We start from the raw sequence: 13,978 nt of genomic DNA on the forward strand, positions 1-13,978 counted from the left end.
ATCATATCTGGACAAAGAATTTTGTTATGAAGGAGTAGATGGTGTAACTTAACGATACGCATTCTGAAAAAATCCTCCTAATGCTATAATCTGTATATCTAGTAACTCAGATTTAAAGCCTATAAAACAATTATTTAACTATCTAATCTCAGCTTGGACTCTAGAATTTTTAGAAAAGCTAGGTTTACAATCCCAAGATATATTAAAACAATTGCTGCAAACTAGAGATAGAGATGTATTTAAAAATAGCGAAGAGAAGAACTAAATTAAATAATGCTGTAACAGAGCTAAATAATGCTTTAGAAGAAATAAAAACTCTTAAAAATAAACTAATTATTAGTGAAGAAGAAAAATCTATTTTTCTAACGCTCTATAGAAAATTTAAACAATAAAACTAACATTTTATAAATTATTTTTAAAAGTTATGACAACGAGAAAAGATAAACCTCTAAATATTTATCATACTTTAGTTTCCATTATTATACCTGTCTATAATGGTGCTAATTATATGCAAGAAGCTATAAATAGTGCTTTAGCACAAACTTACAAAAATATTGAAATTATTGTTGTTAATGATGGTTCAAAAGACAATGGAGAGACAGAACGTATAGCATTATCATATGGTGATAAAATACGCTATTTTCATAAAGAAAACGGAGGTTGCGGTTCGGCCTTAAATTACGGTATAAAAAACATGAAAGGGGAATATTTTTCGTGGCTTAGCCATGATGATATATATTATCCTAATAAAATCGCGCATCAAGTTGACATATTAAATAAATTAGATAATAAAGATACTATCATTTACGGTGGTTATGAATTAATCGATGAAAAAGGCAACTCTCTATGTTATATTAAACCGGATAGTGTGCTACCTATAAATAAACTTAATATTTCTTTATTACCTTTATTACGAGGGTTAATACATGGTTGTTCGTTATTGATTCCGGCTAAATATTTTCATAAAGTCGGTATATTTAATGAGGCTTTACCGACAACGCAAGATTATAATTTATGGTTTAAAATTTTCCGTGTTGCCCCTATTCATTTTGACGAATCTATCCTCATTAAATCTCGTTTTCATTCAGAGCAAGGTAGTAAAAAAATATCAAATCATAACGAAGAATGTAATGTATTATGGTCATCGTTTCTTCACGAGTTAACAGAAGAAGAAATGATTAAAATGGAAGGTTCTCCTTATTTATTTTTAACTCGTACAGCTACTTTTTTATCCAATAATACTCCGTATAAAAAAGCCTGTGATTTAGCAAATACCATGGCTCAACAAGTACTAAATGATACTAAAATTAGTGTTATTATACCGGTATATAATAGAATAAATTGGGCAATTGAAGCTATAGAAAGTGTACTTGTTCAAACACACAAAAATTTTGAGATACTTATAATAGATGATGGGTCGACTGATGATATATCAGAATTAACTTCAATATGCAAAAAAGATAAAAGAATAAAATATTTTCATAAAAAAAATGAAGGACCTGCTGCTGCACGTAACTTCGGTATTAAAAATGCTATAGGAAAATATATCGCTTTCCTTGATTCAGACGATTTATTTTATAAGGATAAAATAGAAATCCAATTAAAGTTTATGGAAGAAAATAATTTTATATTTTCTCATACTTCATATCAAAAAATAAGTGAAAAAGGAAAATATATAGAATCTGTTCATTCCGGGCTTTTTAGTGGTAATGTTTTTCCTCAAGTCATACAAACCTGTCCAATAGCAATGCCGACAGTTATGGGAACTTTGACATTATTCCAAGAAAATTTATTTCCTGAAAATATAAGAAGCGGTGAAGATTGTTGTTTATGGATATCTATTGCTAGTAAAAACTTAATAGGCGGTATAGACAAAGAATTGTCTAAAGTACGAATTAGCGGTGGTACTAATACGTTTATGGACCCAAATAAATATTCAGTAGGTTTAATAAATATTACTTCTTATGTTCTTAATGATTCTTATTTAAGTAAATTTAGTCCATTTACTATTAATTTGTTATTAGCAGCTGTTACACAATTAAGATTACTAGAAAATAAAAATGAAGATTATAAAAAAAGTAATATTTCTTTTTTCAAAAATAACTATGTAATTCAAAAAATACGAACCTATTTCTTTGTGACAAAAATTTTGATTTTATTAACTATTACTTCTATAAGGCAAGAAGGAATACGTGCAACAATCTCTAGAATACAGAGATGGCTTAAAAAGCATATATAAATAACTATTCCTCAAGTATCTTAACTTTTGAGCCGTTACCAATCTTAGTCATACCTTCGGTAACGACTAAGTCACCTGCTTTAATATTGTCAGAGATAATTTCAATTAGACCTTCTGTACGTGTGCCGATTTGTACATATAATTGTTTTATCGTACAACCGTCTATTTTATAAATAAAATTACCTTGATTATTTCGTTGAATACAACTTTCAGGAACGGTTAGGTTTTTATGAGGGTTAATTATAAGCATAACATCTACAAAGCTATTATGCAGGATTTTTGTACCCATAGGTAAAATAATTTTAGCTGTTAAAGTGCCATTATCTGATAAGTAATGCGATATTGCCCTGATTGTACTTTTAATTTTTCCTGCAATTAAAACTTCAGTATCGACTCCAACTGTTCCGCTTAAAGACTCCGGCAATTCAATAAAAATACTTTGTGAGTTTTCTGTTCTGGTAATGCTAAAAAGATAGTCACCTATTTTTACTTCATCGCCGACCATAGACTTAATTACGCCTATTTTACCGGAGTAGGGTGCAGTAATTATCATATCATTATATGTTTTTAGAGCTTTGGAATAATTAAATTTTGCATCTTCAAGTTCGCTTTTTGCCCTGTTATATTCCTCGTTGCTTACAAGTTTTTTAGCGAATAAAGCTTCTTTTCTATTATAATCTTCTTGTTTTGTATTTAATAACGCTGCTGCTCTAGATTTAGTGGTTTCTGCTATGTTTTTATCTATAACTAGCAATATATCCCCTTTTTTTACTATTTCTCCTTGATGTGCTGAGACTTGTTCAACTACTCCGGTGGCATTAGCATAATAATCACGATTATTATCATTCTGGCATTGCCCTACAATATTAAATATGTCGTAAAGCTCAGCAATTTGTACTTTAGTTGCTTTTACTCCTGTAATTTTTTCTTCTTCCTTTTTATTTGCCATAGTAGAAAGCGAGATAAGTAAGGTAAAAAGAACAGTAAGTTTTGCAGACATCATATTATACTCTAAAGTGAATAGGTGTCATCTAGTAGTTTGTCCACGGCATCCAGGCAAAGCAACTAAAAGTGTATGTTGTTGTGACATTTTTAGCTGGATACTGTGGACAAGCTGCTAGATGACAAAGTATGCTTTTTAAGTTCCTCATCCGTTAACCATTTATATTCTTTTTCTAGAATGTCAAATCTAATTTTTTCTAATTGTGCATCAAGAACAGGTTCAGGAACGATAGCAGAACCGGTAAACTCAAATCCTTGATAGTTAATTTTTAGTTTCTTACAAATTTCTTGTAATGATAATAAATTTTCTTCTATATCATCGATAAATATTATTGATTGTGGATAATAATTTGTTTTTCTTAATATATACTCAAGCATGCTTCCTTTATCATATTCCGCAGTGTAAATTATTCCGTCTTTTAATGTAGGTTTACCGTGGCCAGCATTAAAATCTTCTATTATTATCTCATCTTCTAAAGGTGAAAATTCTTGAAAATTTACCTTTAATTTAGTGAGTTCACGAATTCTCCATTCGATCATATCTTCAATTACGCCCAATTTACCGGTAGGAAGTTTAGTAAGACCCATTGCCGGTACATTTTTTTCTGCAAGTAGAGCAAATATCGTTAAGATATCTGGATTAACAAATCTAGCTTTCCTATCTTTAAGAACAATACTAAGTAATAATTCACATTCTTGTCTAGTAAGTCTTTGTTCAATGTTCTTTATTAATTCTTTTCTATAATCATGTGTTAACCTAGATTCATCACTATCCATTACAATTACTTCATCTACATCAAAAAGCACCAAGCTAGTATTATCGGCTTGTTTTACCGCTTCTATAACTTCTTTAAAATCATGAACTTTATTTATTTTGCTATACATATTTATTGTTTATTTAATATTACTTAAGAGTCTAATTACTTCTTCTAAGGAATTTGTCATTACCTTTAAATCTTCTTCTCTAGATAAATTATGATGACCGTCTTTAATTAACTTCATTACTATTTGTTTGCTTGTTATTTTTTCTAATAATTTTACTGAAACATTATAAGGCACGTCTTCATCTAACATCCCATGAATTAGATGTACCGGTATATTTATATCAATCTGTTTCTTTGTCAATAATAAATGTTTTTTTGCATCTTCTATCAGTTTATAGCTTATAGCATATTTATGCTCACAATTTTTACCTCTTACTTCTAGTATTCCCTCTTTTTGCATCTTATTTTGATCATTTAGAGATATATTTTGCCAAATATTTTCAGTAAAATCTGGAGCAGGGGCTACACACACAAGTCCCTTTATTTTATTAGGAAATCTTAAAGCCGCAAGAAGTGCTAGCCATCCTCCCATGCTTGAACCTATTAATATCGCCTCCGTATTAATTAATTTGTCTAAAATTAGTGATACTCCTTCTAACCAATCACTAATTGTTTGATCCTTAAATTGTCCCGATGCGTTTCCATGGCCGAAATTATCAAAAACAATAAAATTATAATTGTGTTTTTTACAATAATCTATTAAATAGATAGTCTTATTTGATTGCATACTAGACATCAAGCCGTGTAAAAAAATTACAGATGGAATATTTGTATTAATTATTCTATAATTATCATAGACAATAAATTTGTCTTGTGTTTTATTATAAAGCTTGTGCATTTTAAATAATTATTTTAATAGATTGAGATTTAATGCCTTCATTAAAGTTAAGTAAACGATATAATAAGTATACTATTTTGCAAGTAGTTCCTGCTCTAGTTTCGGGAGGGGTTGAAAGAGGTACTATAGAAGTTGCAAAATATCTTAAAATTCTCGGTCATACTCCTATCATAATTTCAGCAGGTGGTACTCTAGTTAAAGAGTTAGATAAGGAAGATATATTGCATATTGAAATGAATAGTAACAGTAAAAATCCTTTTGTAATTTTGAATAATGCAAAATTGATAGCAGAAATAATCAAAAAATATGATGTTGATATAGTTCATACAAGATCAAGAGCACCGGCATGGAGTTCATATCTAGCAACAAAATGGACAAATGCTAAATTTTTGACTACCTTTCATGGGGTTTATAATATCCCGAATAGTTTTAAAAAATATTATAATAGCATAATGTTAAAAGGCAAGAAAGTTATTGCTGTGTCTAATTTTATAAAACAACACTTGCTTGAAAACTATAAAATTGATGAAGATAAAATAGTAGTAATTGAGCGTGGAGTGAATTGTGATTATTTCGATCCCGCAAATTTAACGCCGGAAAAACTTGAAAAATGTTATGATAAATATGATGTACCGAGTAATGTGCCGATAATATTAATGCCTTCTAGAATGACAAGCTGGAAAGGACATCTTGTTCTAGTAGAAGCATTAAGTAAATTAAAACATAGAGACTTTTATTGTTTAATGGTCGGTGATATATCTAGACATCCCAATTTTACTAATAGAGTAAAAGAGCTTATAGCTAATCTAAAACTTCAAAATAAAATTCAAATTTTCGGTAATGATTCGGATATAATAAACCTATATGGGATTTCCGATATTATCATTTCTGCCTCAATCGAGCCTGAAGCTTTCGGGCGGACTATTATAGAAGGGCAGGCGATGGAGAAGCTTGTTATTGCAACTAATATCGGCGGGGCAATAGAGACAATAAATAATAATATAACCGGTTTTCACGTAGAACCAAATAATGCTGAAGCGTTAGCACAAAAAATCGATTATTGTTTCTCGATTTTAGGTACTGATACTGCTAAGAAAATCCAAGAAGCGGCAAGACATATGGTAATTAATAATTTCTCTCTTGATCTGATGTTAAGAAAAAACCTTGAAATCTATAAAGAAATCTTAAAAAACTCCCATAATTGAACATCTAGATTTAGTATATACTCATGATAAATATTTATATACTGATCATAAAAGTTATTATAGTCATGAGATTTACCGTCATGATGCACTACAAGCATTAAAGTTTCTGGTAAAAATGCTTTTAAAGCTTGTTGTGCATTTTCTATAGGTATTTTATCAGGATTAGCAAGTACCTCGTCTAAAATTAATATTTTAGGGTTCGAAATTATAACTTTAATGATTCCAATTTTTTCTTTTGACTGCCATAATTTTTATCACTTAAGTGCGTAATTAATGTAACTAGATCTAATTTTATAAATAATTGCTTATTACTTTTTATGATTAGATTGATCAAGGCTGGAGGTTATTATTTCAAATAAAGTAGATTAAACTGGTATGTAACTATTCTGATCAATAAATATTATTTGGGGATTTTGATAATGGGTAGGTATGGCAATTTCACCAACGTTATGGCATGGATCAGCAATACAATTGACTAAACTCTTTAAAAAAGTAGTGTTGCCTTTTCCTGAAGAAGCTGAAAGAAGATCATGTGCTCCTAGTTTGAATACTAATTTTTCAAAACTCAAAATAGTTCTTTCTTCTATAATTAGGTTATAATCAGAAATTACAAGTTCATCGTTTGTATCATTAGTAGACCATGTTACTCCTTTTTTATTCTCAGAAGAAATGACCTCTATTAATTTTGTAATTCTCGCTTGCAATATAACTGCTCTACTAAAGATTATTTTTAGTGAGGAACTTGTTAAGAATGATTTTAGGGTTTCAAGCCACGGATTAAGTAGTAGAGCTTGCTCAGGCGTAATCTCTCCATGTTTTACTTAATTTTCTCTACTTCTTGCCTGTAAGAAATATCCAGTTGATATAATATATTTAAAAATCCTTGCGTAATATTTTCAAACGCATTAAATATAATAGCTCCTGGAACTAAATTCATTATATTTTGCAATGCAATAAGCTGTATAATTTTTTGAGTGATTAAATTCCCTAATTATAAAATTCCAATAGTGAAAGTATTATTAAGATCATTAAATAAATTATTAGTAATAGCTTCTATATCCTTTAATCCTAAGATTTTACTTTTATATTCCTCGTTTAGTAACAGTTCTAAAGCTTTTTGTTCGATTAAATCTTGAGTATTTTGTGTTAAAGAAGTTTTATATGATTGGAATAGTGTGCTTATTATATTTTCCCCACACTATAAAAAATACTGATTTTTGCTCCTTAAGAAACAAGAGGTTCTATAGCAGCATTAGGGTCCTGTATGAGTAAGGTTAATGCAATTAATGTATTTTGCCATCATTTCCGGTATAGTTAATAAAACTACTATTTATGTATGCTTCAATTAAATCTAAAACCCTTGGGTTACATCTTTAATTTCATTTTTTAAATCATTTTTAAAATTGTTAGAAAGTATATTAGGATCAATTACCCTAATATTAGGAGTTAAGTTTGTCTGAATTTTTTTAAATTTTCCTGATAATTTAAGAAATCAGTCCTATAATATGCTAATCTTACTATTTACAGCTGTAGAAGTTAAATAAATTGGTACTGCATAATTAGGAAAAGTTGTAATGAGATTTGTATTAATAGGGTAGATTAAACTTCCTTTAAATGTGGTAGAAGTAAGATAATGTTTCTGAAAATATCCTTCAGTTATTAAGATTTTATCAGCAAGAGTTGCCGAAACAAAAAGACTGCTTCCTGTTGTCCCATTTACAATAAAACCAGTTATACCGCTAATTATTAAATGCGTTCCATATGCTAACTTCTTGAACAAGGTAGAAGCAGCATTATATGTTCTTAAAAATAATACGCGAGTAGAAACAATCATTATATATAGGGCATTATTTATTAAAAATAGATATTGTTATTGTGAGCAGGTGTTGTTGTGTGTATCGAAAAAGGCACTCGGTGTCATACCGTGGTTTGACCACGGTATCCAAAAACAACTGAAAAACTGATCCACACAGCAATACCTTTCGAACGATTGAAAGTAGCGTGGCACTCCATAAAAATAATAAAAAAATACTAAAAATTAGCATTTTTATACTTCCTTGCTTCGTCAAAAATGATAGTTTTAGCTCAGACATTAAATTCTTAACTAATCTATCTTTAATAAACGCTGCCGAATTAGGTGATAAGTTGTATTATAGTATAAAGAAAAAACGTAGGATAGGGAAGAAAGTAAAAAGGCAGATAAATAAAACCTGCCTTTTTGTAATTATTAACGAGAATATAACTCGATTACTAAATGCACTTCTGCTTCAAAAGGATATGGGACATCAGCAAGAGCAGGAACTCTTAAATATTTACCGGTTAATGAAGGTACATCAAATGATAAATATCCCGGTGTTGTTTGACCTTGTTTTGAAACGGATTCTTGGATAAGCGGTATTTGTTTTACGGATTCTTTAACTTCTATAACATCGCCTGCCTTCAGTCGTATGCTTGCGATATCGGCTTTCTTACCGTTTAATTTAATATGTCCGTGTGAAACTAACTGTCTTGCAGCAAAAATAGTTGGGGCTATATTCATTCTATAAACTACCGTATCAAGTCTACTTTCAAGTAACCCAATGAAATTTTCACCGGTATTACCTTTCATTTTTTGAGCAAGTGCAAAAATATTTCTAAATTGTTTTTCAGTGACACGACCGTAGTGACATTTCAATCTTTGCTTAGCTTTTAAATGTAAACCATAATCTGAAGTTTTAATCATGGTATTCTGCCCATGTTGCCCGGGACGATAATTTCGTGTATTGAAAGCATCCTTGCTATCACCCCATAGACTTACTCCAAGTCTTCTACTAGCTTTATATTTAGAACGAACAATTCTTGTCACTGATAATATCCTTAACTTATTATTTGAATTACAAAAAAATATATACATTTCTTGCATCAAAGTCAATCATTGATTTTTAACCTAAAACTTTTTATATTTAATTAAAAAATATTTCATATGAGTTCTTTAGTAAGACCAATCACTTTAGGTAAAATCAATCATTCACAAAGTACTGTTAAAGACTATATTTTACTTATGAAACCGCGTGTAATGTTGCTTGTGATTTTTACGGGTTTTGTAGGTATGTGGCTTGCTCCTTATTCCGTGCATCCTTTCATTGCTGGTATTGCAGTTGTTTGCATAGCTCTTGGGGCAGGTAGTGCAGGGGCAATTAATATGTGGTACGATAGAGACATCGATAGCTTAATGAAACGTACCCAAAAAAGACCGATAGTAAGAGGAGTTATAGAATCTGATGAAGCTTTATCTTTTGGTTTGATAACGGGATTTTTTGCAGTATTTTTTATGGCTTTATGTGTTAATCTACTTGCATCCTTTTTACTGCTATTCACTATTTTTTATTATATCTGTATTTATACTATTTGGTTAAAGCGTCGTTCTATACAAAATATCGTTATTGGCGGAGTATCGGGAGCATTACCTCCTGTGATAGGTTATGCAGCGGTAAGCAATACTATATCTCTAGAGTCGATTATATTATTTTTGATTATTTTTATTTGGACGCCGCCGCATTCATGGGCTCTTGCTTTATTCTGCAACAATGACTATAAAAACTGTAAAGTACCGATGATGCCTGCAGTAAAGGGGACTTTATATACTAAAAAACAAATTCTAATTTACAGTATTCTTTTATTTATTGTTTCGCTAATGCCTTTTTTTATTGGAATGAATAATTTTATATATTTAATAATTTCTGGTATTCTTGGGGTAGTATTTCTATATTATGCCGGTTCTTTATTCTATGATACCCCTGATGACAAACAAGCTAAACGATTTTTTGTCTATTCAATATTTTACTTGTTTTTTATATTTTTACTTTTGTACTCAACTAACACTATATCCACTATTAGCTGAGAGATAATAGTATTGAGTTACTTTTATGGAAGATAAAATTGAAACCCAACGTGAAGAAACATATCATAAGTTTATTTTCATGCAAGTGATTTTTTATTTATAACTGTAATTTTTAAATTTTATGCTTTTGTTTTGTAATGTTGATAAGTAGGAAGAGTTAGAAATGTCTCATAGTTATGACGCATAACATAACAATAACTATTGTTGCAACCTCCGGCACGGCCATACATGAAGTTAGGCGTTATATAATCAGCTGATCTTCCATTAGGACGTACGTGCAAAGTTTTTGTATTTTGTACTATTTTCTTAATCATACGATATTTAAAATACTTACTTAGCTTTACAAACTTCAGATTTATTTACTTACATTAAAATTGTAGTTATAAATTATTAATTATAAATATATCATAAGTTATGGAAAAACCAAGCTATCTAAATTTTGATAATAAAAGTTATAAATGGAAAAATGATATTGAGTATCGTAAATACCCAGAAAGCTGTAGAGTAGGTAAAGGTGAGCAAGGAATATGCATTTGTCAACCATATAAAAATGAAATTTTGCCTTATTGGAAGTTTAAAACTCCTGAAATTGCTAAAGACAGTAGTGAAAAAATATCTCGATCTTCATAACAGATATCAATATCAAGAAGAAAAAGACAATCTACGAAAATTCGTTGAAACTGATCCTGAAGAACTTTCAAATTTTATTGAAACTTATGACAAAACTGAAAAATATAACAATAGAGAAGCTGAAGTTTTTCATAGTTTAAGTTCTATTTTAATGGAAAAACAAAAAGATAATGCGATTAAATCATAAAAGAAAGCTATTAAACTAGATCCAAGTAAAGCATACTATCACAAAGAGTTTTTTAATAAACTACATAAAATAAATCCAGAGGAAGCACTCGCTTCTATCAAAAGAGCTATAGGGTTAAATCCAAATAAAAAATCATTATATGAAGACCTTATTATTGTGTTGAAAAAGGCAAATTATGATGAAGAAGTAGCAAAAATTACTAAAGCAATTCAAGATTTCCCTAAAAACATACCTAATTTGGTATTAGATACTTAGGAAACAAAGGATGTGTATCCAATTAGGTTTGGCACAGGAATAACTGTATCAAAACGTGGGTATTTACAAGTTTTGCATTGTCATCTAGTTTGCTTGCTAACTAAGTCTAGAAAAAATAACTTCAACATTGTTACTACACTATATGTTTTGCTGGATGATGACATAGAGAGGAATAGTAAGTCATACAATACCCGTGACGGTCACATCAAAACAGTTTCTTCAATCCTTTTTGTAGAAACTTACTCACAGGATCTGCTTGTTGGTTTCCCTGCGGAGGGCTGCTTTGTTCCTTTGTATTTGTATCCTTTTTCTTTCTGAGACCCAAAGCATCTTTAATAATATTTTCAGGTTTCTTCTCTCCGCTTTTTAAGTCTTTAATAACGCTATTAAATACGTTTTTAACTAAATATGTTTGAAAGGCTTGAACGTCTAATTTATGCTGCAGATTATTTATGAATCCGTATAATTTAACGGCTATAGGCGGTAAATCCGCAATAGTAATGCTTGCACTAACATCCATCATATATTGTGGTAAGTTAATTTGACCTCTTGCATTTGTTGTGGCAGGTGAAGCATCTAAACTACATTCAGTTAAATTAAGCTTGCCTTGCATTATATTTCCGCTGGCAATTAAATTTTTGAAAGATGTGGATCCGCCACTAAAGGAGCTGTTAATAAGTCGTAATACTCCTTCGGTATTTTTAGCATTATTTACCGCATCTGCGATTCGGTTTAAATCAAATCCACTTATTTTTCCGTTATCGCTATTTACGTTAAATTGTCCATTTAGATTATTAACATATGTATAAACGCTATTACCGTGAGAAGTAAGATCGGCTTTAAAACTTAGTCGTCCATCAGTGATTTTTATTTTACCCGATTGCGGAGTGAAACTTTTAAGATAGGCATTTTTTAAATCGATTTTAATTGCAGCGTTTTGGTCTTGGGCTGAACTCACATAACCGGTACTACTTAGTTCGCCATTGTAAATGCTTGCATTAATTGAAGTAATATTCAGCGTGCCGCCGGTGATATTTAATTTTGCTTTTAAATTATTTATGATTAATGAGTCGTTAGTTAATTTATCAATATTTGCGGATAATTGCCCTTCAATTTCATTTAAAAACCCTAAATTAATAGGATTATTTGACCAAGGAGAATTATTTTTAGCTGTAGGTGTGTTTTGAGTAGCAGGAATATTAGTTTTATTTGGAGCAGGAGTAGGACTGTTACTTGTAAGAATTTTATCCAAATTAACTAACGGACTGTATAAGTTAAGATTAAAATTTGGTTTCTGAGTTGCTAAATTAATATCTCCTTTAATAGATATATTAGTATTAAAAGCGGATATTTTATTATTAATATGGAAAGTATCTTTAATTTTTTGCATTCCCCCGTTTAACTGCAATACCCCAATCTTACTTAAATTACTTACTCCCATAAGAGACATAAACGACTCAAAATTATTAATTTTTAGATTGTGCGAAATAGTTATATTTTGTGCTAAATTTTTAAGCTCAATATCTCCAGTTAGATTACTATTTGCAGTCGATAAATTAATATTTTGTAATTTTATTGCTTGAGAATTACTAATGACATTAGCAGTAAGTATAAGTTTTTGGTTAATAATAGGCGATAATTTATCAGTCTTTAGTTTTAGAGCATCAAGTATAGGTTTTAAACTATCCGCTTGTAGTATAATATTTGTCTTATCTAAATTAGAGCTAATCTTGGTTATAATGTTACCGGGATTGATAATAATATTTGATTTTAGATTATTACGCTCTATATCATAATTTGCATTTGCTAGTAATGCTATATTTGGATAATTAAGTCTAGCATCTTTAATATCTATATTTTTACTATCGGCAGTAATTGCCGTAGTTAGCTCGTAGTCATTTTGTAAATCAGTAGGCATACCTAAAGTTTTAGTATTACCTTTAATATTTGCGTTACCTATGAAAGAATTATTTCCGCTATCAAATTTTCCTTCGATTTTAATTTTTGCACCGGCAAGATTAATATTGGCACTTAACGGGATTATTTTACCGATTTCTTCAATATTCCCGTCTATATTAATTTGCTGTTCCAAAGCCTTTAAAGCTAAAGTCAAATCTATAGGGCCCTTAAGGCTTTTCATTTTAGTCTCTAAGTTAATATCGTTAAATATTTTCTCACTGTTTTTTTCTATATATATTACTTTGCCGTCTATAATTTTAAAATGACTAATCAAAATAGGAAGTGCTAATTCAGTTTTAGTATCGGTAGATTCTACAGAGCTCATTTCATTTGTTTTGGATGCATTATTAGGTGTAGAAAATTGCCAATTTTTTTGTCTATTATTTAAGACTTCTAGATTTATAATCGGTTTTTGCAGTTCTATAGAAGCTACTTGAATTGCTCCTCTAAAAAGAGGAAAAAGTCGCAATGACGCTTTAGCACCTTCAACGGAAACTAGATGAGGTTCTTTTGTACCGTTTATTGATGATAATTTAATTTCTGATAGTGATATTGCGGGATTCGGTAGTAAAGATAATTTTATGTCGCCATTAATAGTTAAATCTCTATTTGTAGCCTCTTTAACTTTATCTATTACTATTCCTTTATAATTATTTACAGGAATAAAGAAAGGAATAACAATTAATAATAATATTATACTTATAAATATAATAAGTGAGTATTTTAAAGTTTTAGGCATAGAGCTTAATCTTCTATTTATATACATGTATTAATTATAGTATTTAAGGATTAATTGTCAATTTTATATAATTTACTCAATTAAGGATTGAAATATTATATATTCTATGTCATTCCTACGAGATGTTGTTGTGTGGACCGGTAAAACCTACTGTGTCACCTCGTGGTTTGACCACGGGGTCCATAAAAACAATAAATACTAATAAATTTAGTATTTTTAA

Annotated in this window: 13 protein-coding genes; 6 read left to right on the plus strand and 7 right to left on the minus strand. The window is 29.8% G+C overall.

Translation table 11 applies throughout. The features are described 5' to 3' along the window. The first annotated feature begins 233 nt into the window (after positions 1–233). Complete coding sequence (locus QUD19_RS04530) at positions 234–392, plus strand: hypothetical protein (protein ID WP_498807586.1); 159 nt, start codon at positions 234–236, stop codon at positions 390–392. A gap of 32 nt (positions 393–424) precedes the next feature. Further along, positions 425–2,239: a glycosyltransferase family 2 protein gene (locus QUD19_RS04535; RefSeq protein ID WP_498807587.1), complete on the plus strand. Its 1,815-nt coding sequence runs from the start codon at positions 425–427 to the stop codon at positions 2,237–2,239. Positions 2,240–2,243: 4 nt separating this feature from the next. On the opposite strand, the gene QUD19_RS04540 is transcribed toward QUD19_RS04535, so the two are convergent. The 3 genes from QUD19_RS04540 to QUD19_RS04550 form a co-directional block, all read right to left on the minus strand. Beyond that, a complete protein-coding gene (locus QUD19_RS04540; protein WP_498807589.1) occupies positions 2,244–3,242 on the minus strand; it encodes an efflux RND transporter periplasmic adaptor subunit in 999 nt (332 codons plus the stop codon). Positions 3,243–3,331: 89 nt separating this feature from the next. Continuing rightward, positions 3,332–4,126: a DUF2608 domain-containing protein gene (locus tag QUD19_RS04545; protein ID WP_498807591.1), complete on the minus strand. Its 795-nt coding sequence runs from the start codon at positions 4,124–4,126 to the stop codon at positions 3,332–3,334. A gap of 9 nt (positions 4,127–4,135) precedes the next feature. Beyond that, entirely contained in the window at positions 4,136–4,903 is a 768-nt protein-coding gene (locus QUD19_RS04550; RefSeq protein WP_498807593.1) for an alpha/beta hydrolase, read from the minus strand. A 32-nt stretch (positions 4,904–4,935) separates the two neighbouring features. Between QUD19_RS04550 and QUD19_RS04555 the strand changes: the two genes are divergently transcribed. Beyond that, complete coding sequence (locus QUD19_RS04555) at positions 4,936–6,108, plus strand: glycosyltransferase family 4 protein (RefSeq protein WP_498807595.1); 1,173 nt, start codon at positions 4,936–4,938, stop codon at positions 6,106–6,108. 365 nt (positions 6,109–6,473) lie between these two features. On the opposite strand, the gene QUD19_RS04560 is transcribed toward QUD19_RS04555, so the two are convergent. The 3 genes from QUD19_RS04560 to rpsD all read right to left on the minus strand — a co-directional run bounded on the left by QUD19_RS04560 (position 6,474) and on the right by rpsD (position 8,953). Then, the gene (locus tag QUD19_RS04560; protein WP_498807596.1) at positions 6,474–6,812 is read right to left on the minus strand and encodes a hypothetical protein; all 339 of its coding nucleotides are present in this window, start codon (positions 6,810–6,812) and stop codon (positions 6,474–6,476) included. Positions 6,813–7,606: 794 nt separating this feature from the next. Then, positions 7,607–7,942 (minus strand): hypothetical protein, encoded by a 336-nt coding sequence (locus QUD19_RS04565; RefSeq protein ID WP_498807598.1) that lies wholly within the window; start codon positions 7,940–7,942, stop codon positions 7,607–7,609. Between the two features lie 393 nt (positions 7,943–8,335). Further along, entirely contained in the window at positions 8,336–8,953 is a 618-nt protein-coding gene (rpsD, locus tag QUD19_RS04570) for a 30S ribosomal protein S4 (protein ID WP_498807599.1), read from the minus strand. A gap of 117 nt (positions 8,954–9,070) precedes the next feature. On the opposite strand from rpsD, the gene cyoE reads away from it, so the two are divergent. From cyoE to QUD19_RS04585, 3 genes are all read left to right on the plus strand, one after another. Beyond that, positions 9,071–9,988 carry a heme o synthase gene (cyoE, locus tag QUD19_RS04575; protein ID WP_498807601.1) on the plus strand — a complete coding sequence of 306 codons (918 nt, stop codon included), beginning with the start codon at positions 9,071–9,073 and terminating at the stop codon, positions 9,986–9,988. A 414-nt stretch (positions 9,989–10,402) separates the two neighbouring features. Continuing rightward, positions 10,403–10,618 (plus strand): DUF4385 family protein, encoded by a 216-nt coding sequence (locus QUD19_RS04580; protein ID WP_498807603.1) that lies wholly within the window; start codon positions 10,403–10,405, stop codon positions 10,616–10,618. Further along, positions 10,593–10,805: a hypothetical protein gene (locus QUD19_RS04585; RefSeq protein WP_498807605.1), complete on the plus strand. Its 213-nt coding sequence runs from the start codon at positions 10,593–10,595 to the stop codon at positions 10,803–10,805. Before QUD19_RS04580 ends, QUD19_RS04585 begins: the two co-directional genes overlap by 26 nt. A gap of 460 nt (positions 10,806–11,265) precedes the next feature. Here QUD19_RS04585 and QUD19_RS04590 read toward each other — a convergent pair whose 3' ends face one another. Continuing rightward, positions 11,266–13,758 carry an AsmA family protein gene (locus tag QUD19_RS04590; RefSeq protein WP_498807607.1) on the minus strand — a complete coding sequence of 831 codons (2,493 nt, stop codon included), beginning with the start codon at positions 13,756–13,758 and terminating at the stop codon, positions 11,266–11,268. Between the last annotated feature and the right edge of the window lie 220 nt (positions 13,759–13,978).

This window comes from Candidatus Rickettsia kotlanii (genome assembly GCA_030295365.1).
Classification (GTDB): Bacteria; Pseudomonadota; Alphaproteobacteria; order Rickettsiales; family Rickettsiaceae; genus Rickettsia; species Rickettsia kotlanii.